Origin of the sequence: Microbacterium sp. SORGH_AS_0969, from assembly GCF_030818255.1 — a bacterium.
In the GTDB taxonomy this organism is placed as follows: Bacteria; Actinomycetota; Actinomycetes; order Actinomycetales; family Microbacteriaceae; genus Microbacterium.
In genome coordinates this window covers 1,133,842-1,155,756 of sequence record NZ_JAUTAG010000001.1, presented here as the reverse complement: position 1 = coordinate 1,155,756, position 21,915 = coordinate 1,133,842, and the positions used below count along the sequence as shown (strand labels likewise).

20 protein-coding genes and 2 pseudogenes are annotated in these 21,915 nt (G+C 70.1%); 17 read left to right on the top strand and 5 right to left on the bottom strand.

Annotated features, from left to right (window positions below; translation table 11 throughout):
- Positions 1-18: 18 nt before the first annotated feature.
- Complete coding sequence (locus QE388_RS05310; protein ID WP_307383627.1) at positions 19-777, bottom strand: GntR family transcriptional regulator; 759 nt, start codon at positions 775-777, stop codon at positions 19-21.
- 131 nt (positions 778-908) lie between these two features.
- Here QE388_RS05310 and iolC point away from each other — a divergent pair.
- From iolC to QE388_RS05270, 8 genes and pseudogenes are all read left to right on the top strand, one after another.
- Positions 909-1,869 (top strand): annotated as a pseudogene (gene iolC, locus QE388_RS05305) (5-dehydro-2-deoxygluconokinase).
- The gene (locus QE388_RS05300; RefSeq protein WP_307383624.1) at positions 1,866-2,762 is read left to right on the top strand and encodes a class I fructose-bisphosphate aldolase; all 897 of its coding nucleotides are present in this window, start codon (positions 1,866-1,868) and stop codon (positions 2,760-2,762) included. Before iolC ends, QE388_RS05300 begins: the two are co-directional and overlap by 4 nt.
- Before the next feature lie 18 nt (positions 2,763-2,780).
- Complete coding sequence (locus tag QE388_RS05295; RefSeq protein WP_275800937.1) at positions 2,781-4,340, top strand: CoA-acylating methylmalonate-semialdehyde dehydrogenase; 1,560 nt, start codon at positions 2,781-2,783, stop codon at positions 4,338-4,340.
- Between the two features lie 75 nt (positions 4,341-4,415).
- On the top strand, positions 4,416-5,318 hold the full coding sequence (iolB, locus tag QE388_RS05290; RefSeq protein WP_307383622.1) for a 5-deoxy-glucuronate isomerase: 903 nt from the start codon (positions 4,416-4,418) through the stop codon (positions 5,316-5,318).
- Positions 5,319-5,335: 17 nt separating this feature from the next.
- Positions 5,336-7,252 (top strand): 3D-(3,5/4)-trihydroxycyclohexane-1,2-dione acylhydrolase (decyclizing), encoded by a 1,917-nt coding sequence (gene iolD / locus QE388_RS05285; RefSeq protein WP_307383620.1) that lies wholly within the window; start codon positions 5,336-5,338, stop codon positions 7,250-7,252.
- Positions 7,249-8,166 carry a sugar phosphate isomerase/epimerase gene (locus tag QE388_RS05280; protein WP_307383618.1) on the top strand — a complete coding sequence of 306 codons (918 nt, stop codon included), beginning with the start codon at positions 7,249-7,251 and terminating at the stop codon, positions 8,164-8,166. Before iolD ends, QE388_RS05280 begins: the two co-directional genes overlap by 4 nt.
- Positions 8,167-8,209: 43 nt before the next feature.
- On the top strand, positions 8,210-9,220 hold the full coding sequence (gene iolG / locus QE388_RS05275) for an inositol 2-dehydrogenase (protein WP_307383617.1): 1,011 nt from the start codon (positions 8,210-8,212) through the stop codon (positions 9,218-9,220).
- Positions 9,220-10,044 (top strand): TIM barrel protein, encoded by an 825-nt coding sequence (locus QE388_RS05270; protein WP_307383615.1) that lies wholly within the window; start codon positions 9,220-9,222, stop codon positions 10,042-10,044. The genes iolG and QE388_RS05270 overlap by 1 nt, the downstream gene beginning before the upstream one ends.
- A 239-nt stretch (positions 10,045-10,283) precedes the next feature.
- Here the strand turns inward: QE388_RS05270 and QE388_RS05265 are convergent, their stop codons facing one another.
- Complete coding sequence (locus tag QE388_RS05265; RefSeq protein ID WP_307383614.1) at positions 10,284-11,468, bottom strand: Gfo/Idh/MocA family protein; 1,185 nt, start codon at positions 11,466-11,468, stop codon at positions 10,284-10,286.
- A 147-nt stretch (positions 11,469-11,615) separates the two neighbouring features.
- On the opposite strand from QE388_RS05265, the gene QE388_RS05260 reads away from it, so the two are divergent.
- The 4 genes from QE388_RS05260 (at position 11,616) to QE388_RS05245 (ending at position 15,141) form a co-directional block, all read left to right on the top strand.
- Positions 11,616-12,605 (top strand): sugar ABC transporter substrate-binding protein, encoded by a 990-nt coding sequence (locus QE388_RS05260; protein WP_307383611.1) that lies wholly within the window; start codon positions 11,616-11,618, stop codon positions 12,603-12,605.
- A gap of 59 nt (positions 12,606-12,664) precedes the next feature.
- Complete coding sequence (locus QE388_RS05255; RefSeq protein ID WP_275801031.1) at positions 12,665-13,708, top strand: ABC transporter permease; 1,044 nt, start codon at positions 12,665-12,667, stop codon at positions 13,706-13,708.
- Positions 13,705-14,556 (top strand): ATP-binding cassette domain-containing protein, encoded by an 852-nt coding sequence (locus QE388_RS05250; RefSeq protein WP_307383608.1) that lies wholly within the window; start codon positions 13,705-13,707, stop codon positions 14,554-14,556. The genes QE388_RS05255 and QE388_RS05250 overlap by 4 nt, the downstream gene beginning before the upstream one ends.
- An 84-nt stretch (positions 14,557-14,640) precedes the next feature.
- Positions 14,641-15,141: a hypothetical protein gene (locus tag QE388_RS05245; protein ID WP_307383605.1), complete on the top strand. Its 501-nt coding sequence runs from the start codon at positions 14,641-14,643 to the stop codon at positions 15,139-15,141.
- Positions 15,142-15,162: 21 nt separating this feature from the next.
- On the opposite strand, the gene QE388_RS05240 is transcribed toward QE388_RS05245, so the two are convergent.
- A complete protein-coding gene (locus QE388_RS05240) occupies positions 15,163-15,534 on the bottom strand; it encodes a hypothetical protein (protein WP_153003261.1) in 372 nt (123 codons plus the stop codon).
- A 129-nt stretch (positions 15,535-15,663) separates the two neighbouring features.
- On the opposite strand from QE388_RS05240, the gene QE388_RS05235 reads away from it, so the two are divergent.
- Positions 15,664-16,848, top strand: coding sequence for an MFS transporter (locus QE388_RS05235; RefSeq protein WP_307383602.1), 1,185 nt, complete (start codon positions 15,664-15,666; stop codon positions 16,846-16,848).
- Between the two features lie 56 nt (positions 16,849-16,904).
- Here the strand turns inward: QE388_RS05235 and QE388_RS05230 are convergent, their stop codons facing one another.
- Entirely contained in the window at positions 16,905-17,801 is an 897-nt protein-coding gene (locus QE388_RS05230) for a helix-turn-helix domain-containing protein (protein ID WP_307383600.1), read from the bottom strand.
- A gap of 67 nt (positions 17,802-17,868) precedes the next feature.
- On the opposite strand from QE388_RS05230, the gene QE388_RS05225 reads away from it, so the two are divergent.
- The 3 genes from QE388_RS05225 to QE388_RS05215 all read left to right on the top strand — a co-directional run bounded on the left by QE388_RS05225 (position 17,869) and on the right by QE388_RS05215 (position 19,445).
- A complete protein-coding gene (locus QE388_RS05225) occupies positions 17,869-18,612 on the top strand; it encodes a DUF429 domain-containing protein (RefSeq protein WP_307383599.1) in 744 nt (247 codons plus the stop codon).
- A gap of 231 nt (positions 18,613-18,843) precedes the next feature.
- The gene (locus tag QE388_RS05220; protein WP_058595305.1) at positions 18,844-19,050 is read left to right on the top strand and encodes a type II toxin-antitoxin system HicA family toxin; all 207 of its coding nucleotides are present in this window, start codon (positions 18,844-18,846) and stop codon (positions 19,048-19,050) included.
- Positions 19,047-19,445 (top strand): antitoxin HicB, encoded by a 399-nt coding sequence (locus QE388_RS05215; protein ID WP_307383596.1) that lies wholly within the window; start codon positions 19,047-19,049, stop codon positions 19,443-19,445. Before QE388_RS05220 ends, QE388_RS05215 begins: the two co-directional genes overlap by 4 nt.
- A gap of 659 nt (positions 19,446-20,104) precedes the next feature.
- Here the strand turns inward: QE388_RS05215 and QE388_RS05210 are convergent.
- A protein-coding gene (locus tag QE388_RS05210; protein WP_307383593.1) for an IS3 family transposase occupies positions 20,105-21,342 on the bottom strand; the annotation gives its coding sequence in 2 pieces (ribosomal slippage) (positions 20,105-21,057 and positions 21,057-21,342; 1,239 coding nt in all).
- A gap of 48 nt (positions 21,343-21,390) precedes the next feature.
- On the opposite strand from QE388_RS05210, the pseudogene QE388_RS05205 reads away from it, so the two are divergent.
- Positions 21,391-21,837 (top strand): annotated as a pseudogene (locus tag QE388_RS05205) (AAA family ATPase); the annotation flags it as partial.
- Between the last annotated feature and the right edge of the window lie 78 nt (positions 21,838-21,915).

The window sequence follows — 21,915 nt, the reverse complement described above, 5'->3', positions numbered from 1 at the left end:
GCCCGCCGGACGGGCGGGCTACTTCGCGACGAGCGTCGTCTCGAAGCTGTACATGTCGGGGCGGTAGCAGTGGTGTCCGAACTCGACGGGGCGGCCCGAGGCGTCGTACGCCACGCGCTCCATCGTCAATACGGGGCCGCCGCGATCGATGTCGAGCAGGCCGCTCTCATCGCCGTGTGCTCTGCGCGCGCCGATCTTCTGGTTGGCGACGCGGATCGTGACGCCGCGACCGCGCAGGATCTCGTACAGACCCCGCTCCTGCAGCTGCTCCGTCGTGATGTCGAAGAGCTCGAGCGGGAGGTAGTTGGTCAGGATCGCGACGGGCACACCGTCGGTCGAGCGCTGGCGGCGGAGGAAGACCACCTCGGATCCTTCGACGACGCTCAGCGCCTCGGCCACACTCGCGTCGGCGGGCCGCAGGCCGTGCTCGAGCACTCGTGTCCCCGGCTCGTGGTGCGAGCTCTTCAGGTCTTCGTAGAGGCTCGTCAGCTCGACCTGTCGGGTCACCTGTCCTTGCACGACCTGGGTGCCGATGCCGCGGCGGCGCACGAGCAGCCCCTTGTCCACCAGCGACTCCATGGCGCGGCGGATGGTGGGACGCGAGAGTCCCAGGCTCTCGGCGATCGCGATCTCGTTCTGCAGACGCGCTCCGGGGGCGATGCGCCCCGAGCGGATCGCTGCCTCGAGCTCGCGCGAGACCTGGAAGTAGAGGGGGATCGGGCCGGTGCGGTCGAGACCGCTCAGCAGGTCGCCGACGAGCACCACGTCCTCGGCCATGTGGCCACCCCCTCGGATTTGTCGCGACAACCTGACGATCATCGTAGCCACCGGGTGACTCTTCCGTCTGGAAGTTCGGTTGTGCTATTGTCAGGACAAATGGTATCCGCTTCGAGAAGTGAACGGCAACGATGACGAGCAACGCTTCCGCCCCCGAGGTGCTGGCCATGGGCCGACTCGGCGTGGACATCTATCCGCTGCAGACCGGTGTCGGCCTGGCATCCGTCGAGACCTTCGGCAAATTCCTCGGAGGCAGTGCCGCCAACGTCGCCGTCGCCGCAGCCCGCCTCGGCCACGACGTGCGCCTCGTTTCTCGCGTCGGCGACGACCCGTTCGGCCGCTACCTGCTCGACGAGCTCGCCCGTCTCGGCGTCGACAACCGTGACGTCCGCGTCGATGAGTCGCTGAAGACACCCGTGACGTTCTGCGAGGTCTTCCCGCCCGACGACTTCCCGCTGTACTTCTACCGCGACCCCAAAGGCACCCGACCTCAACATCGCCGAGGCCGAGCTCGACCTCGACGCCGTCCGGCAGGCCGAGATCCTCTGGTTCACGGCGACCGGACTCTCGGTCGAGCCCAGCCGCTCCACCCACCACGCCGCGCTCGCCGCGCGCACCTCGGGTCGCACCGTCTTCGATCTCGACTACCGCCCCATGTTCTGGAGCGACCGCGACGAGGCTCACGCGCAGATGGAACGCGCCCTCGCCCACGCCACCGTCGCCGTCGGCAACCGCGAGGAGTGCGACGTCGCCGTCGGCGAGACCGACCCGCAGCGCGCGGCCGACGCGCTGTTGGAACGCGGCGTCGAGCTCGCCATCGTGAAGCAGGGACCCGAGGGCGTGCTGGCCAAGACGCGCGAGGAGTCGGTGGTCGTGCCGCCGTACCCCGTCGACGTCGTCAACGGTCTCGGCGCCGGCGACGCGTTCGGCGGCTCCCTCTGCCACGGACTCCTGCAAGGGTGGGACCTCGAGCGCATCCTGCGCTTCGCCAACATCGCGGGAGCCATCGTCGCCTCGCGTCTGGAGTGCTCGACCGCCATGCCCACCTCCGCCGAGGTCGAGCAGATCCTCGCGGCGGGAGCCCGGCGATGAACCAGGCGATCGCCGACGAGCAGTTCGCCCGCCTGCGCGACATCCGCGCCACCGCGCCCGCTTCCATCGGCGCGATCCTGCGCGACCGCTCGCGCCGCGACATCCTCGGTCCCGACGGTCGCCTGTTCATCGTCGCGGCCGACCACCCCGCGCGCGGCGCGCTCTCGGTGGGCGAGAACGCCACCGCCATGGCCGACCGCTACGAGCTGCTCGACCGGCTCGCCCTCGCCCTCAGCCGCCCCGGCGTCGACGGCGTGCTGGCGACCCCCGACATCATCGACGACCTCGCCGTCCTCGGCCTGCTCGACGACAAGATCATCGTCGGGTCGATGAACCGCGGGGGCCTGCGGGGTGCATCGTTCGAGATGGACGACCGCATGACCGCCTACGACGTGCCGACCATGGCCGCGCACGGCGTCGACTTCGCCAAGACGCTCGTGCGGATCGATCTCGACGACCCCGCGACGGTGTCGACGCTGGTCGCGATGGCGCACGCCGTGACGCAGGCGGCCCAGGCGGGCCTCCCCCTCATGCTCGAGCCCTTCATGAGCCGCCAGGTCGACGGCCGTGTCGTCAACGACCTGTCGACGGATGCCGTGATCCTCTCGGTCGCGATCGCCTCGGGACTCGGTGCGAGTAGCGCCTACACCTGGATGAAGCTGCCGGTCGTCGACGACATGGAGCGGGTGATGGCGGCGACCACCATGCCGACCCTGCTGCTCGGCGGCGACTCCGGCGCCGATCCCGACGAGACGTTCACCGCCTGGGAGAGCGCCCTGGCTCTGCCGGGCGTGCGCGGCCTGACCGTCGGACGCACTCTGCTCTATCCGCCCGACGGTGACGTGGAGTCTGCCGTCGACACCGCGGCCGCCCTCGTTCACCGCGACCTCTGACACCCACGAAGGATTCCCATGAGCACGACACAGATCAGCGACGCATCCGCGCGGGACGACGCTTCGACGCCGACGATCGCGCACTGGTTCGACGGGGCCGAGGCGCCCTCGGCGAGCGGGCGCACCGCCCCCGTGTACAACCCCGCCACCGGTGCCGTGCGCGCGCACGTCGCCCTCGCCGATGACGCCGACGTGGAGGCCGCGATCGCCTCCGCCGAGCGCGGGTTCCAGGTGTGGAGCGGGTTCTCGATCGCGAAGCGCCAGACGGTGCTGTTCGCCTTCCGTGAGCTGTTGAACTCCCGCAAGCGCGAGCTGGCCGAGATCATCACCGCCGAGCACGGCAAGGTCGTCTCCGACGCGATGGGCGAGATCCTCCGCGGCCAGGAGGTCGTGGAACTCGCCACCGGATTCCCGCACCTGATCAAGGGCGCGTACTCCGAGAACGCCTCCACCGGGGTGGACGTGTACTCCCTGAAGCAGCCCCTCGGAGTGGTGGGGATCATCTCCCCGTTCAACTTCCCCGCGATGGTGCCGATGTGGTTCTTCCCCATCGCCCTGGCCGCCGGTAACGCCGTCATCGTCAAGCCCAGCGAGAAGGACCCCTCCGCCTCCCTGTGGATGGCGCGCCTCTGGAAGGAAGCGGGCCTTCCCGACGGCGCGTTCACGGTGCTGCAGGGCGACAAGCTCGCCGTCGACGGACTGCTCAACGCTCCCGCGGTGCAGTCGATCAGCTTCGTCGGCTCGACCCCCATCGCCCAGTACATCTACGAGACCGCGTCGAAGAACGGCAAGCGCGTGCAGGCCCTGGGCGGGGCGAAGAACCACATGCTCGTCCTCCCCGACGCCGACCTCGACCTCGTCGCCGACTCCGCCGTCAACGCCGGCTACGGCGCCGCCGGCGAACGGTGCATGGCCATCAGCGTCGTCCTCGCCGTCGAACCCGTCGCCGACGCTCTGATCGGCAAGATCACCGACCGCATCGCGAAGCTGCGCATCGGCAACGGTGCGGCCGCGATCACCGGCGGCACCGAGCCCGACATGGGCCCGCTCATCTCCGCGCAGCACCGCGACAAGGTGTCGTCCTACGTCGACATCGCCGAGGCCGATGGCGCGACCATCGTCGTCGACGGCCGCGGCTACACCGTCGACGGACACGAGGACGGCTTCTTCTTCGGCCCCACCCTCCTCGACGAGGTGCCCACGACCTCCCGCGCCTACACCGAGGAGATCTTCGGCCCCGTCCTCTCCGTCGTCCGCGTGAAGACCTACGACGAGGGCCTCGCCCTCATCAACAGCGGCGAGTTCGGCAACGGCACCGCCATCTTCACCAACGACGGGGGAGCCGCGCGCCGGTTCCAGAACGAGGTCCAGGTGGGCATGATCGGCATCAACGTGCCGATCCCGGTGCCCGTGGCGTACCACTCCTTCGGCGGTTGGAAGAAGAGCCTCTTCGGCGACGCCAAGGCCTACGGTGTCCACGGCTTCGACTTCTTCACCCGCGAGAAGGCCGTCACCAGCCGCTGGCTCGACCCCGCCACCCACGGCGGCATCAACCTCGGCTTCCCGCAGAACGACTGACACCCCGGCAGGGATGCCACGCGCCGGATGACGTGGCATCCCTCCCGCCCCCTTCCTGATAAGGACACGAGCACGATGAACCAACGGTGGTTCCACCGCCGCGGCGACCTCGCCCGGCCCGGGTGGCAGAGCGTCGTCGACGCGCAGACGCCCGGGTGGGCGCACACCGGCATCCGGATCGCGGAGCTGACCGCGACGGACGCCCTCGATCTGCCCGCGGGGGTCGAGAGCATCGTCGTCCCGCTCGCGGGGTCGTTCACGGTCGCGCACACGCGCGACGGACACACGACCGAGACGCGCCTCGCCGGACGCGCGTCGGTGTTCGCCGGTCCGACCGACGTGCTCTACGTCTCGGTCGCCGAGACCGCGCGCCTCTCGGGCGTCGGTCGCGTGGCGATCGCATCGTCGCCGACCGACGTCGACAAGCCCACCGTGCACATCCCCGCAGCGAGCATCCCCGTGGAGCTGCGCGGAGCCGGACGCTCCAGCCGTCAGGTGCACAACTTCGGCACCCCCGACGCCCTCGACGCCGCCCGGCTCATCGTGTGCGAGGTCATCACGCCCGCCGAGAACTGGTCGTCGTACCCTCCGCACAAGCACGACGAGCAGCACCCCGGCCACGAGTCGCGTCTCGAGGAGATCTACTACTTCGAGACCGCCCCCGTGCGCGGAGCGGATGCCGCCGCCGACGGCGCGTTCGGCATGTTCAGCACCTACTCCTCGCCCGCGGGCGAGATCGACATCAACGCGATGGTGCGCACCGGCGACATCGCCCTCGTGCCCTACGGCTACCACGGTCCGGCCGTCGCCGCCCCCGGCTACGACCTCTACTACCTGAACGTCATGGCGGGTCCCGACCCCGAACGGGCGTGGCTCATCAGCGACGATCCCGCGCACGCCTGGGTGCGCGACACCTGGACGGGGCAGTCGTTCGACGACCGGCTCCCGTACACCGACGACGAGAAGGGCTCCTCCTGATGGGTGCAACGAGACGGATGACGGTCAGCCAGGCGCTCGTGGAGTTCCTCGCCCACCAGTGGACCGTGGACGGCGACATCCGCGAACGCACGATCCCCGGTGTCTTCGGCATCTTCGGGCACGGCAACGTCGCGGGCGTGGGCCAGGCGCTCAAGCAGCTCAACGTCGACGAGCCCGACCTCATGCCCTACTACCAGGCGCGCAACGAGCAGGCCATGGTGCACCAGGCGGTCGGGTACGCGCGCGTGCACCGCCGTCGCGGCACCTACGCCTCCGCGGCATCCGTGGGTCCGGGGGCGGCGAACATGCTCACGGGCGCGGCCCTGGCGACGGCCAACCGCCTGCCCGCCCTGCTGCTGCCCAGCGACACCTTCGCCACGCGCGTGGCCGACCCCGTGCTGCAGCAGTTGGAGCAGCCGTGGGACATCGGGCTCACGGTCAACGACGCGTTCCGTCCGCTGTCGCGCTTCTTCGACCGCGTGCAGCGGCCCGAGCAGCTGTACTCGATCGCCCTCGCGGCGATGCGGGTGCTCACCGACCCCGCCGAGACCGGGGCCGTCACGATCGCCCTCCCCGAGGACGTGCAGGCCGAGGCGCTCGACGTGCCCGTGGAGTTCCTGCAGGACCGCGAGTGGCACGTGCGTCGGCCCCTGCCCGAGCGCGGTCCGCTCGAGCGCGCCGTCGCCGCGATCCGCCGCGCGAAGAAGCCACTCATCGTCGCCGGCGGCGGCGTGATCTACTCCACCGCCGAAGACGCCCTGCGCGCGTTCGTCGAGGCCACCGGCATCCCCGTCGGCACCACGCAGGCCGGCGGCGGCTCGCTGCCCTGGGACCACCCCCAGTACCTCGGCGGCGTCGGGGCCACCGGGAGCCTCGCCGCCAACCGCCGTGCGGCCGAGGCCGACCTCGTCATCGGCATCGGTACGCGCTACAGCGACTTCACCACCGCCTCGCGCACGGCGTTCCAGAATCCCGACGTGTCGTTCGTCAACGTCAACGTCGCAGCCTTCGACGCGTACAAGCACGGCTCTCAGCTGCCCGTGATCGCCGACGCCCGCGAGGCCCTGGTCGCCCTGGCCGACGCCCTCGCCGGACACCGGGTCGACGAGGCGTACGCCCGGACCATCGCGCGCGAGAAGGGCGAATGGGATGCCGTCGTCGACGAGGCCTTCGCCCCGTCGGGGCTGACTCTCCCCGGCCAGCCCGAGATCATCGGCGCGGTGCAGGCCGCCAGCGCGCCGCGCGACGTGATCGTGCAGGCCGCGGGTTCGCTCCCGGGCGACCTGCACAAGCTGTGGCGCGTGCGCGACGCGCTCGGGTACCACGTCGAGTACGCGTTCTCGTGCATGGGGTACGAGATCGCCGGGGGCCTGGGCGTCAAGCGCGGGCTGCTCGCCGACGGCGACGACCGCGACGTGATCGTCATGGTCGGCGACGGTTCCTATCTCATGCTCCACACCGAGCTGCTCACCGCGGTCGCCGAGGGGCTGAAGATCATCGTCATCCTCATCCAGAACCACGGCTACGCCTCGATCGGGCACCTCTCCGAGACGGTCGGCTCCGAGCGCTTCGGCACGAAGTACCGCGTGTACGACGACGCCGAGCGCAACTTCCAGGGCGAGACGGTGCTGCCCGTCGACCTCGCCCTGAACGCCCGCAGCTACGGCATGGACGTCATCGAGATCGACCCGGGCGCCGACGCGATCACCGCGCTCTCGGAGGCGATCGCCACGGCGAAGGCGTCGGAGCGGTCGACCTTCATCCACATCAACAGCGACCCGCACATCTACGCCCCCGACAACGACGGGTGGTGGGACGTGCCGGTCGCGGCCGTGTCGAGCATCGACAGCACGCGCGCCGCGCGCGACACCTACGACAGACAGGTCACGGCGCAGCGACCGCTGCTGGGCGACCGGATCGGAGACGACGAATGAAGGCGACCGTCGCGGGGGCTCCCGTGAGCTTCGGAGTGTTCGAGCTGACGCCCGAGGGCGCGGCCACGGTGAGCGCCGACGAGATGGGCGAGGCGTTGCAGGCCGCGGGATACCGCGGCATCGATCTCGGTCCGGTGGGGTTCCTCGGCCGGGGCGCCGAGCTGCGCGCGCGCCTGGCCCGCTTCGACCTGCAGCTCGCCGGGGGATGGGTGCAGCTGCCCTTCTCCGACGACGAGGCGTTCACGGCATCCCTTCCCGATCTGCACGAGGCTCTCCGACTCTTCGCGGATGCCGCCGAGCTCGGCCCCGACCGCCTGCCGCTGCCCACGCTCGCCGACGCGGGATCTCCCGAGCGAGCGGGCAACCCGGGCCGCGGGGCGGAGGTCGACCCCGTCGATGCCGATCGCGCGCACCGACTGCACGAGAACGTGGGACGCGCGGCGACCATCGTGCGCGCCGCCGGGTTCGAGCCGACGTTCCACCATCACGCGGGCACCTTCGTGGAGTCGCCCGTCGAGATCGACGCGTTCCTCGCCGGCACCGACGTCGATCTCACCCTCGACACCGGCCACCTCTTCATCGCCGGGGGAGACCCCGTCGCCGCCGTCGATCGCTGGGGCGGGCGCATCAACCACCTCCACCTCAAGGACGTCGACCTCGCCGAGCTCCGTCGCGTGCTCGCCGCGGGCGGGGGCATGGCCGAGGTGTGGTCGTCGGGCTCGTTCGTCGCGTTCGGCCGGGGCGACATCGACCTGGCGGCGGTGATGGATGCCGTCGACCGCCGCGGCTTCGACGGGTGGATCGTCGTGGAGCAGGATGTGCTCAACGCCCCCGACGTCTCGATCGACGCCTTCCGCGCCGATCGCACCCGCGACCAGACCCTCAACCGCGAGGCCCTGCGCCCCTGGGCGTGACCGGTCCGCCCCGCTTCCCCTCTCCACAGACAGGACCTCTTCCGTGACCTCTTCGCCCCTCCGCTTCGGACTCATCGGTACCGGCCGCATCGGCCAGGTGCACGCCGCCAGCATCGCCGCCGACCCCGATGCGACCCTCGCGTGGGTGGCCGACCCCTTCGTCGAGGGCGCGCGCAGCATCGCCGCGCAGTTCGGCGGTGAGGCCACCGACACCGCCGACGACCTGTTCGTGCCCGGACGTGTCGACGCGATCCTCGTCGCCTCGCCCACCCCCACGCACGTCGACCTCATCGCGCGCTCCGTCGAGGCGGGGCTGCCCGTGCTGTGCGAGAAGCCGATCGACCTCGACATCGCGCGCGTCGAGGCGCTGCGCTCGACCGTCGCGGCGTCGGGCGTCCCCGTGGCCCTGGGCTTCAACCGGCGCTTCGACCCGGCGTTCGCCGAGGCGCGGGCGCGGCTCGCCGCGGGCGAGATCGGCGAGCTCGAGCAGCTGACCATCATCAGCCGCGACCCGGCTGCGCCCCCCGCGTCGTACATCGCGGTGTCGGGCGGGATCTTCCGCGACATGACGATCCACGACTTCGACATGGCCCGCTTCTTCCTCGGCGACATCGTCGAGGTGCAGGCCACCGGCTCCACCACTTTCGACCCCGGTGCCCGCGAGCACGGCGACTTCGACACGGCCGTGACGGTCCTGCGGGCGGCGGGCGGCGCGGTCGCCACGATCATCAATTCCCGGCACAGCACGGTCGGCTACGACCAGCGCATCGAGGTCTTCGGCAGCACGGGCACGCTCGACGTCGGCAACCAGGGCACGAGCCTCGTGCGGGTCTCGAACACCGCGGGCGTCGACACGCACCGCCCCTTCGAGTCGGCGATGGTCACGCGCTACACGCCCTCGTACCGCGCCGAGCTGCGCGAGTTCATCGCGCTCGCCCGCGGCGGGGCGTCGACCAGCCCCACCTTCGATGACGGCCGTGCGGCACTGCTGCTCGCCGACGCCGCGCAGCGCTCCGCCGAAGAGCGCGTCGTCGTCGCGGTCGATCTGAGCTGATGGGCGGGCCGCGCCCGACGGCCACCGTCGGGGTTCCGGCATCGCCGGCGGGGTACCGCCTCGCGGCATCCGCGGAGATGCTCTTCGTCGACCTGCCGTTCGTGGAGCGCGTGGCGCGTCTGCACGAACGCGGGTTCGAGGTCGAGATCTGGGACTGGAGCACGAAGCACCTCCCCGCCCTCGCGGCGACGGGCGCCGTGTTCTCGTCGATGACCGGGTACCTGCGCGGCGACCTCGTCACCGACGACGGCATCGCCGAGCTGCTGCGCACGGCCGAGCTGTCGCTGCGCGCCGCCGACGTGATCGATGCGCCCCGGCTGAACCTGCACGGAACGGGATTGGATGCCACGGGACAGCCCGTGCGTCCGGGCGCCGACATGTTGCCGGTGCAGTGGGAGGTGGCCACGCAGACGCTCGGCCGTCTTGCCGAGATGGGCGAACGCGCGGGCCGCGTGTTCACGCTCGAGAACCTCAACCTCGAGGTCGATCACCCCGGCACGCCGTTCGCGCGCGCCGCGGACACCTTCGCGCTCGTGCGCGCCGTCGACTCGCCGGCGATGCGGATGAACCTCGACCTGTACCACGCGCAGATCGGCGAGGGGAACCTGATCGAGCTCGTGCGGCGCTGCCTGCCGTGGGTGGGGGAGATCCAGGTCGCCGACGTGCCCGGTCGCTGCGAGCCCGGGACGGGCGAGATCCGCTACGAAGCGATCGCGGCCGAACTGTGCCGCCTCGGGTACGACGGCGTGATCGGCCTGGAGGGGTGGGCCAGCGCCGATCCGGACCGGGCGCTGGACGCCTTCCGCGCGGCGTTCTCGGCCTGACCGCGGAGCGGGGCGTGATCGCGCGGGTCGCGTCGCCGCCGCGGCGCGCGGCCCGCGTTGGACCGCACCGCCCGAGCGCACGGCCCCGAGCGCACGGCCCCGAGCGCACGGCCCCGAGCGCACGGCCCCGAGCGCACGGCCCCGAGGGCGCCGCCCCGAGGGCGCGGCCCCGACCGTACGGCCCGCCCGACCGCACCGACCCCGACGGCCCCGAGACACCCCCGGGGCCGTCGTTCGTGTCATGCGTCGTAGGTCGTCGTCGCGGTCACCTCGGGCACGTCATGCCATCGGCTGTCTGCCACGCTCTCCTCGGCTGCGTCGACGATGGCCGCCGCCGCCCAGCCGTCGGCGGCCGAGGGGGCGAGCTGCCGGCCGGTGCGGACCGACTCGAGGAAGAGTGCCGCCTCGATGGTCTTGAAGTCGTCGAAGCCCATCGACGTCCCCGCTCCCGGTTGGAAGCGGTTGAACGCCCCGAACCCGGGCTCGGCCATGATGCGCCGGTAGCCGTGCACCGAGTCGGCGTGCTCGAGCTCGTTCAGCCGCTCGAAGTTCCAGCGGATCGAGCCGCGCGTGCCATACACCTCGAGGCGGTACTCGGCGCGGGCACCGACGGCGACGCGGCTCGCGTCGAACACGCCCACCGCTCCCGAGTCGAAGCGACCGATGACGGCGGCGTAGTCCTCGTTCTCGACCTCGCCCGTCTCGGCATCCGCGCTCCCCGACGCGAAATGGCTCACCGCGCCCGCGGAAGGGAGGGGGCGGCGGCGGATGAAGGTCTCCTTCGCCGCCGAGACCGCGGCGATGCGGCCCACGACGAACTGGGCGAGGTCGACGCCGTGCGAGAGCAGGTCGCCCATGACGCCCGAGCCCGCCTTCTCGCGCAGGAAGCGCCAGGTCAGGACGCCCAGGGGGTCGGCGGAGTAGTCGGCGAGGAACGACACGCGCACGTTCGTGATCGTGCCGAGTGCCCCGGAGCGGACGAGCTCGCGCGCGCGGGCCACGGCCGGCGCGTGTCGGTAGTTGAAGCCGACGGAGGTCACCAGCCCGGCGGCCTCGGCCGCCTCGGCGATCTCGCGCGACTCGGCGAGGGAGCGCCCCATGGGCTTCTCGATCCAGAACGGCTTGCCGGCGGCGACCGCGGCCAGGGCCATCTCGTGGTGGAGGAAGTTGGGCGAGCAGATCGACACGACATCGACAGCGGGGTCGGCGAGAACCTCGCGGTAGTCGCTGACCGCGGCGGCATAGCCGAGCACGTCACGGGCGTGCGCGCGGCCGCGTTCGTCGGGGTCGGCGGCCACGACCAGGCGCGGGTGCGCTCCGATCTCGGGGAAGTGCGTGGGCACCGCGCGATACGCGCGGGAATGCAGGCGCCCCATCCACCCCGCCGAGATCAGTCCCACTCCGATGTGTCCGGACTCGCTCATCGTCTTCCTCTCGCTCGCGTCGTTGCGTGATCACATGTTGACAGAATGTATTGACAAATGCGAGTGCCGGTGCCAGGCTCACACCCGACAGCGACGTCAACCGATGAGCATCACCCGATGTCGAAGTCCTCATCGAAAGGGAACTCCATGAAGAAGCGCTTGATCGGCACCCTCGCCCTGGCGGCCTCTGTTGCGCTGGCACTGACCGCCTGCTCCGGGACAGGGCAGGAACCTGTGAACAACGGCAGCGACGGAGCTGCCACCACCACCGCCAAGAAAGACCTGACCTACGCCGTCATCACCCACTCGGGCCCCGGCGACAGCTTCTGGGACCGCGTGAAGTCCGGCGCCGAAGCCGCCGGCGGCGACTACGGCGTCACCGTCACCTACAACGCCGACCCCGACCCCGCCAAGCAGTCCCAGCTCATCGACAACGCCGTCGCGCAGGGGGTGAACGGCATCGTCGTCTCGATGGCCAACCCCGACGGTCTGAAGACGAGCGTCGAAGCGGCGGTGGCCGCCGGCATCCCCGTCGTCACCATCAACTCCGGCATCGACCGCTACGCCGAGTTCGGGGCCTTCACGCACATCGGCCAGACCGAGAGCGTCGCGGGCAAGGCCGTGGGCGAGCGTCTCAGCAAGGAGGGCCTGAAGAAGGGCCTCTGCGTCATCCAGGAGGCGGGAAACGTCGGACTCGAGGAGCGCTGCGCCGCCGCCACCCAGGCGTTCTCGGGCCAGATGGAGAACCTCCAGGTCGACGGCACCAACGACGCCGAGGTGAAGGCCACCATCAAGGCCAAGCTCCAGGCCGACCCCTCGATCGACACCGTCCTCACCCTCGGCGGCCAGTACGCCATCGACGCCGTCGGCGCGGTCGAAGAGTCGGGCAGTTCCGCCAAGATCGGCACCTTCGACCTCTCCGAGGACGTCGTCAGCGACATCGAGGCCGGCAAGATCCTCTTCGCCGTCGACCAGCAGCCCTACGTGCAGGGCTTCCTCGGCGTCACCGCGCTCTACCTGAAGAGCACGAACGGCAACGAGATCGGCGGCGGACAGCCCGTCTACTCGGGTCCCGCGTTCGTCACGAAGGACAACGCCGCCGAGGTCGCCAAGTTCGCGGCCAACGGCACCCGCTGACCCTCTCATCCCCGGCCGGGCGCCCGCGCCCGGCCGGGGACCACCGAAAGGACTCGACGATGACGACGACCGACATCGTGACAATCGCCACACGCCCCCGCCTCGAGCGGCAGCCCGTGCGGCGCCTGCTCGCCCGCCCCGAGATCGGAGCACTGGTCGCGGCCCTGGCCGTCATGTTCTTCTTCTCGGTCTACACCCCCAACTTCATGACCCTCGCCGGTGCCGGCGTGTGGCTGGAGTCGGGCTCGACGTTCGGCATCATGGCCGTCGCCGTCGCCCTGCTGATGATCGGCGGGGAGTTCGACCTCTCCGCCGGTGTCATGACCGGTTTCACCGCGCTGATCGTCGGCATCCTCACCACGCACTACGGCCTGAACATCTGGCTCGCCGTGCTGATCTCGCTCGCCGCCGCCCTGGCCATCGGCGCTCTCAACGGACTCGTCGTGATGAAGACCGGCCTTCCGAGCTTCATCGTGACCCTCGGCACGTTCTTCGTCCTCGCCGGCGCCGACCTCGCCGTGACCAAGCTCATCACCGGTCAGGTCGCGATCCAGGGCATGACCAAGGTGCCGTTCTACGACAGCATCCAGCCCCTGTTCGGCGCCTCGATCCGCATCGGCGACGGCACGTTCTACGTCTCGGTGCTGTGGTGGGTCCTCGTGACCGCGGTCGCCACCTGGGTGCTGCTGCGCACCCGCGCCGGCAACTGGATCTTCGCCGTCGGCGGCCAGCTCAACTCGTCGCGCCAGGTCGGCGTCCCCATCCTCAAGACGAAGATCGGGCTGTTCATGACCACCGCCGGTGCGGCGTGGCTGGTCGGCATGATCTCGCTGTTCCGCACCTCGACGGTGCAGGCCAACACCGGTGTCGGACAGGAGTTCATCTACATCATCTGCGCCGTCGTCGGCGGCTGCCTGCTCACCGGTGGGTTCGGTTCGGCGATCGGTGCCGCCCTCGGCGCGCTCATCTACGGCATGGTCTTCCAGGGCATCACCTTCGCTCAGTGGGACACCAACTGGCTGCGCACCTTCCTCGGGGCGATGCTGCTGCTGGCCGTGCTGCTCAACCACTTCGTGCGTCTGCGCGCGGGAGGGACGAAATGACCACCTCGACACAGACCCCGATCGTCGAAGTCCGAAACGTCGGCAAGAGCTACGGCCCGGTCAACGCCCTCTCCGGCGTCTCGACCACGGTCACCGCGGGCCAGGTCACGTGCGTGCTCGGCGACAACGGCGCCGGCAAGTCGACCTTCATCAAGATGCTCGCCGGGGCCCACAGCCCCTCCGAGGGCGAACTGCTGCTGGACGGCGCGCCCGTCACGTTCTCCTCCCCGAGGGATGCCCTGGATGCCGGGATCGCCACCGTCTTCCAGGATCTCGCCGTCGTGCCCCTCATGCCCGTGTGGCGCAACTTCTTCCTCGGATCGGAGCTGACCCGCGGGTGGGGTCCCTTCCGCCGCCTCGACGTGGCGCGGATGAAGGAGGTCACCTACACCGAGCTCGCCAACATGGGCATCGACCTGCGCGACGTCGACCAGCCCATCGGCACGCTCTCCGGCGGTGAGCGCCAGTGCGTCGCGATCGCCCGTGCCGTGTACTTCGGCGCGCGCGTGCTGATCCTCGACGAGCCCACCGCGGCTCTCGGCGTGAAGCAGTCGGGCGTCGTGCTGAAGTACATCGCGAAGGCGCGCGACCGGGGTCTGGGCGTCGTGTTCATCACGCACAACCCGCACCACGCGTACCCCGTGGGCGACCGGTTCCTGCTGCTGAACCGCGGCACGAGCATCGGCGACCACCTCAAGGCCGACATCACGCTCGCCGAGCTCACGAGCCTCATGGCCGGCGGGGCCGAACTCGACTCCCTCGCCCATGAGCTCGAGCGCTCGCTCGGCCCCGATGCGGAGCTCACGCGCGAGGTCGCCCAGGAAGCCGCGAAGACGCCTCAGCCCTGAGCGAGGCCGTGCGGTGTCCCCTCCGTCGGACGGGGGACACCGCACGGAGGTGACGCCGACGCCCGCCTCGGCGACAATGGAGGGATGCGATCCCCCCACGCGCTGGTCATCACCCTGCTCGCCGCCGGTCTCGCCCTGACCGGGTGCACCGGGTCTTCGGCATCCGACGAGCCGTCCGAGACGACGGCCGCGACGTCGGATGCCAGCCCCGTCGCCACCGCATCGCCGGTGCCGGCCGACGGCCCGGTCGCGGCGTTCCAGACCTGGTGGACGGCGGTGCGTTCCGCCGACACCGTCGCCGCGTGCGGTGCGCTGACCGAGCCCCTCCAGCAGCGGATGATCGCCGAGTACAAAGCCGCCACCGGCGTGGAGATCGACGATTGCGCCACCCTCATCCGGCAGAGCTCGGCCCTCTATGCGGCGGCGGGGCTCCCCGCCGATGTGACCGTCGACGTCGAGTCCGAGACCGCCGACGACGCGCTGTTGCAGGTGACGTATGCCAACGGCGACTGCGGAACGGTGCACCTCGAGCGCACCGCGAGCTCGTGGGCACTCACCGAGCTCAGCGAGGAATGCGCCGGCTGACGCGTCCGGGCCGGAAAGGCGTCAGGGAAGGAAGTCCGCTCCGCTGAAGAAGCCGATGCCCAGCGACAGCAGGGCCGCGGCGACTCCCGCGATGAACCCGGCCGCGGCCAGTTCGCGCGCCATGCGGGCGTTCAGACTCAGGATGCCGGTGACCAACGACACGAGGGCGAGCGCCCAGATGCCGAGCTGTACCCATACGAACTGATCGAAGTCGGCGATCGCGCTGACCGAGACCAGGAAGATATGCCAGGCGATGACGATGCTCCCGGTGACGATCGCGATGATCGAGGCCACCCGGAGGTCGCCCTTCGGAACGGGCGGCGCGGGCGGCTGGGGTCGCGGAGGCACGCGAAGGCCCGGCTCGAAGGAGTCGGGGAGGTCGTCGTCTGCCATGGGGTGATCTTCTCAGGTCCGGCGGGTGAGGGCGACCGGTTGCGCGCCGACGATCGTGCTCGGACGAACGGTGGGGTGCCCCGGACGATCGGTCGGGCGCGCGGAATGCTCCGTTGCGAGCATCGAGCCATGACCATGACCGCCCCCGTTCCCGTCGCTCCCGTCGCCCGCATGAGATACGGCGGGCTCGTCGTCCTGATGCTGATGAGCTTCCTGCTCGTCACCGCCGAGTTCCTCCCCAACGGTGTGCTCACCGAGATGGCCGCGGGTCTCGGCATCACCCCCGGCCAGGCCGGGCAGACCGTGACGGTCACCGCGCTCGCCGGGCTGCTGATGGCTCCCACGGTCGGCCTGATCTTCCCGCGTCTGGACCGACGCACGCTGCTCGTGATCGCGGCCGCCGCGGCCGCGGTGTCGAGCATCGCCGTGGCGGTCGCCCCCCACTTCGTCACGATCCTCGTCGCGCGCTTCCTCCTCGGCGCGGCGATCTCGGCCTTCTGGTCGATGTCGATCACGGTCGCAGCGGCCCTGTCGGCGCCTGACCGCATTGGTCGCGCCGTCATGTTCACCTCGGCCGGTCTGTCGCTGGCCACCGTCGCGGGCGTCCCCCTCGGCGTCCTGCTGAGCGAGGCGCTCGACTGGCGTCTGGCGTTCCTCATCGTCGGTCTCGCCTCCGCCGTCGTGGGGGTGGCCGTGCGTCTCGTCCTGCCCCCGGTGCCGGCGGCCGCGGCATCCAGCATCCGACTCCTCGTCGACACGCTCCGCCGGCCCGGAGCCGCGTTCGGACTCGTCGGCCACGTCTTCATCGTGCTCGGGCACTTCCTCGCCTACACCTACGTGCGGCTCGCGCTGGAGCGCCTCCCCGAGGTGGATGCCGCAACGGTGGTCCTTCTCCTGACGCTGTTCGGAGCCGGCGGGCTCATCGGCAACATCGTCATCGGGATCGTGGTCGACCGGGCGTTCGGCATCCTGTCCGTCGTCGGTCCGCTCGCGATCGCGGCGTCGATCGTCGTGGTGCTCTCGCTCCCCGGGTTCGCGGCGGTCGCCGCGGCGGTGTTCGCGTGGGGCTTCCTCTTCGCGTCGTGGCTGATCATCGTCAACACCTGGGTCGGACACCGGATGCCGGACCGACTCGAGGCGGGCGGCAGCCTCGTGGTCACGGGCTTCCAGCTCGCGATCGTCGCGGCGGCCGGTATCGGTGGGCTGCTGGTCGACGGAATGGGCATCGTCGTCACGGATGCCGTGGGCGCGGCGCTCCTCGTCGTCGGTGCCGTGCTGTTCGGGGTGTCGCTGCGGGTTCCGCGCTCGCGCTGAGCGTGCCCGCGTGGCGCGCGGCCCAGTCGCGGCGGTTCGGTCCCGGCCGTCGCGGCTCAGCCGTGCGCGATCGGGACCGGCCCCGCGGAAGCGCGCCATCGCGAGGGCGCCACGCCCGTGACGCGGCGGAACGCGCGGCGGAAGCCCTCATCGGAGGCGTAGCCCAGGGTCCGCGACACCTCCGACACAGACTCTCCGGCCTCTAAGAGCTCCTTCGCTCGGCGGACGCGGGCGTCGGTGACGTAGCCGCCGGGGGAGCGGCCGAAGGCCTCGCGGAACCGCTCGGCGAACACCGAGCGCGACATCGCGGCGAGACCGGCCAGTTCATCGGTGGTCCAGGAGCGACCGGGGTCCGCGACGATCGCGGCGGCGGCGCGATCCAGGAACGGGTCCTCCGAGCGCGGCGGCCACGCGGCGTTCGCATCGGCGAAGGCCCACGCGCGGATCGCCGCGAGGACCACCGTGCGCACCATGATGTGGCAGATGGTCGTGTCGCCGGGGCGGGGTGACTGGCCGAGGTGGGCGGCGAGGGCCGCCGCTGCGGGCTCGGCGCGCGTGAAGTCGTTGACGAAGACGACGCCGGGGAGCGCGCCGGAGAGGAGGGTGCGTGCCACTCTCACGGAGATGACGGTGACCTCGGCCCCGGACTGCGACGCGAGCGCGAGGTGCTCGCACCCCAGCGAGACGAGAGCGTCGCCCGCGAGGAGCGTGCGGCGGCCGCGCAGGGTCGCTGCCTCACCCGATCCGGCGTCGATCGAGCAGCCGAGATTCTCGCCGATGTCGCCGGTGATCTCTCCCGCGCGCACGAAGAGCAGCGTCGCCTCGCCGGGCGGAACCGTCAGGCGTTCGCCCGCCTCGAGTGTCGAGCGGCGCGCGTGTTCGGCGCGGATCTCGAGCGACGCGAGCGCGCGATCGAGGGCGGCGGCGTGCGAAGTCACACCGCGGGAAACCACGGCGTCGTCGACGGTATTCCGCACGGGCGGCCGAGCCGCCCGTGGCGTGGGGCCGTAGGCTGCGCGGGTGAGAACGATCGGCGTCGACCTGGCCGCGGGCGTGCCCGGCACCGCCCTCGCCGAGCTCGTCTGGACCGACGGCGGCGCCCGGCTCACACGGCTGGAGGCCGGGGTCGATGACGCCACGATCGTGGCATCCGTCTCCGGCGAAGCGGTCTGGCTCGGGGTCGACTGCCCGCTCGGCTGGCCCGACGCGTTCGTCGACTTCGTGCGCGCACACCACTCCGGCTCCGCCCGCGAGCTCGTTGACGGCGGAGCCGACTGGCGTCGCCCGCTCGTCTACCGCCACACCGACCACGTGGTGCGCGAGCGCATCGGACGCTGGCCGCTCAGCGTCTCGACCGATCGCCTCGGTGTCACCGCGCTGCGGTGCGCGGGGCTTCTCGGGCGGCTCGCGGAGGCGGGCTTCCCCGTCGACCGAGCAGCCGAGGGGCGCCTGTTCGAGGTGTACCCCGGCGGCTCGCTGCGTCTGTGGGGCTTCGACACGACCGGGTACCGGGTGGATGCCGAGCGCCGGGCCGTTCTCCTCGAGACACTGTCCGCGCGCGCTCCGTGGCTCGATCTGGGCGGCTTCGCCCCGCTCGCGGTCGCGAACGCCGATGCCTTCGACGCGGTGGTGGCCGCTCTGGCGACGCGCGCCGGTGCGCTCGGGGCGTTCGAGCCCCCGGCATCCGAGGTTCTCGACATCGCCCGGCGGGAGGGATGGGTCGTGCTGCCGGAGGGGCCGGTGGAGGCGCTCGCGTCACCGTGACGCGTCCCGAGATTTCCCGCGCGATTCCTCGCCCAGGGCGGATTCGGGTCATGTTCCCTACAGATGAAGCCGCGGGTGGCTTCGGCGCAGCGCATGGTTGCCGTGCTCACGTCTGGGCCAGCGCGAGTTCCGCGTGGCGCGCGGCTGCTGAGAGCGTGTGCGAGGTGAGCCGCGCCAGCGCAGAATTTACTCCCCCTTCAGCTATGTATTAAGGGGCCCTACAGTGCGATCATGGTCAAGCCGATGAAGTACCGCGACCTGGTCAGGTTGCTTCGGGATGCCGGATTCGACTCGGAGCAGGGGAAGGGCGATCACGAGAAGTGGTCGGCACCGGGGCTGTCGCGCCCCGTCATCATCACGCAGACGCGAGAGGTGTCGCCAGGATTGACGCGGAAGGCGCTGGCGGCCATCGAGGAAGTGAAGGGACAGGACCGATGACGATGATCGATGTCACGGCCACCCGCTGGGACGGCGGATGGGAACTCGCAATCGACGGCGATCCTGTGACTCAGGTGCGCACTCTCGACCGTGCAGAGCAGCAGGTCCGCGACTACCTCGACACCCTCGCCCCCGACGTCGACCACAGCGATGTGCGCGTGAACCTCATCCCCGATCTCGGGACCGGCGTTTCGGTTCGCGTCAGGGAGGCGCGGGAGGCCACAGCGGCGGCGCAGGAGCGTCAGGTCGCTGCAGCGCGCCAGGCACGCACGGTCGTGCGCGAACTTCGCGCGCACGGCGTCACGGTCTCCGACGCCGCTGTGCTGCTCGGCGTCAGTCCCGCCCGCATCAGCCAGCTCGCCAGAGACAAGACCGACGCAGCTGTCGCGTCCTGACCTCTGGAGCGGAGGATGGGGGCATGCGCGACGACCGGGTACCGCGAACGCCTATGACGAGGGCTCGGGACCCGGTCAGGAAGGACAGGTCAGACAGGGCTTCTGGTGGGCGGACTTATCCGCAAGCTGCGATCGAATCAGCGGACACCTTGCCCCGACCCTCGGGTAGCACGGGAGATGACGGCGCGAGCGCAGACCACCTCCGGGGAGGAAGGTGCCGGTTCCGCCGGCTTGGAGCCTCTCCGCTGATGATGTAGGAGGCCGGTTCCCGCCAGCCAGGGGATCTCATCGCAACCCCGCTACGCGAGGTAGCCCGGCTGCTGCGCAGTCGGGATATCAGGCCTCCGCTGCTGTGCAGCCTCGGAGGGGTATTACTTCTGCTCACATGTTGGATCGACTGGCGGGCAACTCCACCACAAACGATCGGTTTTGAACGACGGCATCGTTAGCTCTGCCGCGGACAAACAGTCACCGGTACCGTTCGACCATGGGGGAAACCGAGGACGTCGTAGCGGATCGCATGGAGTGGCTTTCGGAGAAAGCTAAGCCCCGGGTCGAACTCGCGCGTAGGCGTTCCAACGAGCTGATGGAGGACATCAGCCGATGGAGGAAGCCCGACCCGCTTAGAACGGGTCTCTGAATCGGCCTGACTTTCGTTCCTATCGGGAGCCTTGTCCGGCAGGGGCCGGATTGGCTGATTCGAGGTCAGCGTAGTACGCGTTCTCGACCTCGGCGGGGGTGCGCATATCAAGCTCGCCGTGGAGCCGCTGGTTGTTCCACCACCAGACCCACTCCAGAGTCGCGAGCTCAACCTGCTCGACGGTTCGCCAGGGGCCGCGCTGACGGATGAGTTCAGTCTTGTAGAGGTTGTTCACTGCCTCGGCCATCGCGTTGTCGAACGAGTCGCCGACGGTGCCCGTCGAGGAGACGGCGCCGAGTTCGACGATCCGGTCGGTGTAGACCATGGCGGTGGAGTTCGACCCGTGGTCCGCGTGATGGATCAGCCCGTCGAGCCTGCCGCCCGCGCCCCACGCGGCCATGTCGAGCGCCGGCATAGGCAGGACCTCTGACCGCAACGTCGATGCGACGTTCCAGCCGACTATGCGTCTCGAGTACACGTCCGTGACGAACGCGACATACGCGAACCCGGACCACGTCGCGACGTAGGTGACGTCGCAGACCCAGAGCCGCCTGGGCGCGGGAGCGGTGAACCTGCGGTTCACGAGATCGGCAGGGAGCGCCGTCGTCCTGTCCGAGCGGGTGGTGAACACGCGTTTCGACTTCCTCACGCCGCGGACGCCAGCCAAGCGCATAAGACGTTCGGTCTGGTCGCGGCCGATGTCCCACCCCTGCCGGCGCATCAACGCATGCATCTTCCGTCGCCCGTAGACGCCGTAGTTCTCCGCATGCAACCGCGCGACCTCCGGCACGAGCAGCTCGTCACGCAACCGCCGCGCTGACGGCGTTCGGGCGAGGGCGGCGCGGTAGCCGCGGGAGGTGAGGAGCCCCTGGACTGCGGGTTTCAGGACCCGGCAGATGAGCTCGACCCCGTAACGATCCCGGTGTTCGTTGATGAACCGGATCATCTCGGTCAGGGGCGGTCGAGCTCCTTCGCGAAAAACACACTCGCAGCCTTGAGAATCTCATTCGCCTTACGAAGCTCGGCGTTCTCCTTCTGCAGCCGCTTGATCTCCGCCGCCGCTTCCGTTGTCAGCCCGGGTTTGGCGCCCGCGTCGACTTCCGCTTGGCGCTGCCACAGTCGCAGCGTCTCCGGGCTCATCCCCAGCAGGCCTGCGACATGCCGCGCGGCGCTCATCATCGTCGGGTGCGAGGGCCGCGTCTCCGCGAGCATCCTGAGCGCCCGCTCACGCATCTCCGGCGAATACTTCCTGTTCATCGTCTTCCATCCTTGCTTGAAGAACGGAACGAAAGTCAGGCCGATTCAACCACCAACGTCATGCGATGGACCGAGCTGATCATCATCGATGAGGCCGAACGCCTGACACCCACTGGCCTTGAGTTGATCCGTGACCACCACGACCGCACCCACATCGCAGTCGTCCTCATTGGTATGCCCGGTATCGACCAGCGCTTCCGCCACTACCCCCAGCTCTACAGCCGCCTCGGCTTCTCCCACCGCTACCGCGCCCTCGGCCGCGACGAACTCCTCTTTGTCCTCGACCGCCACTGGAAACGCCTCGGCAAAACTCTCGACGCTGATGACTTCACCGACGCACAAGCAATCGCCGCGATCGAACGCATCACACGCGGCAACTTCCGACTCCTCGAACGCCTCTTCCCCCAAATACAACGCGTCCTACGAATCAACCAGCTCGAAACCATCACCGACGATGTCATCGAAGCCGCCGCCAGTGTCCTCGTTACCGGATAAGACCCGCCACTGACGCGCGCAGAACACCGCCAGATTGGATGCAAATCCACACGTATCGAAACCCGCCAACGGCACAAG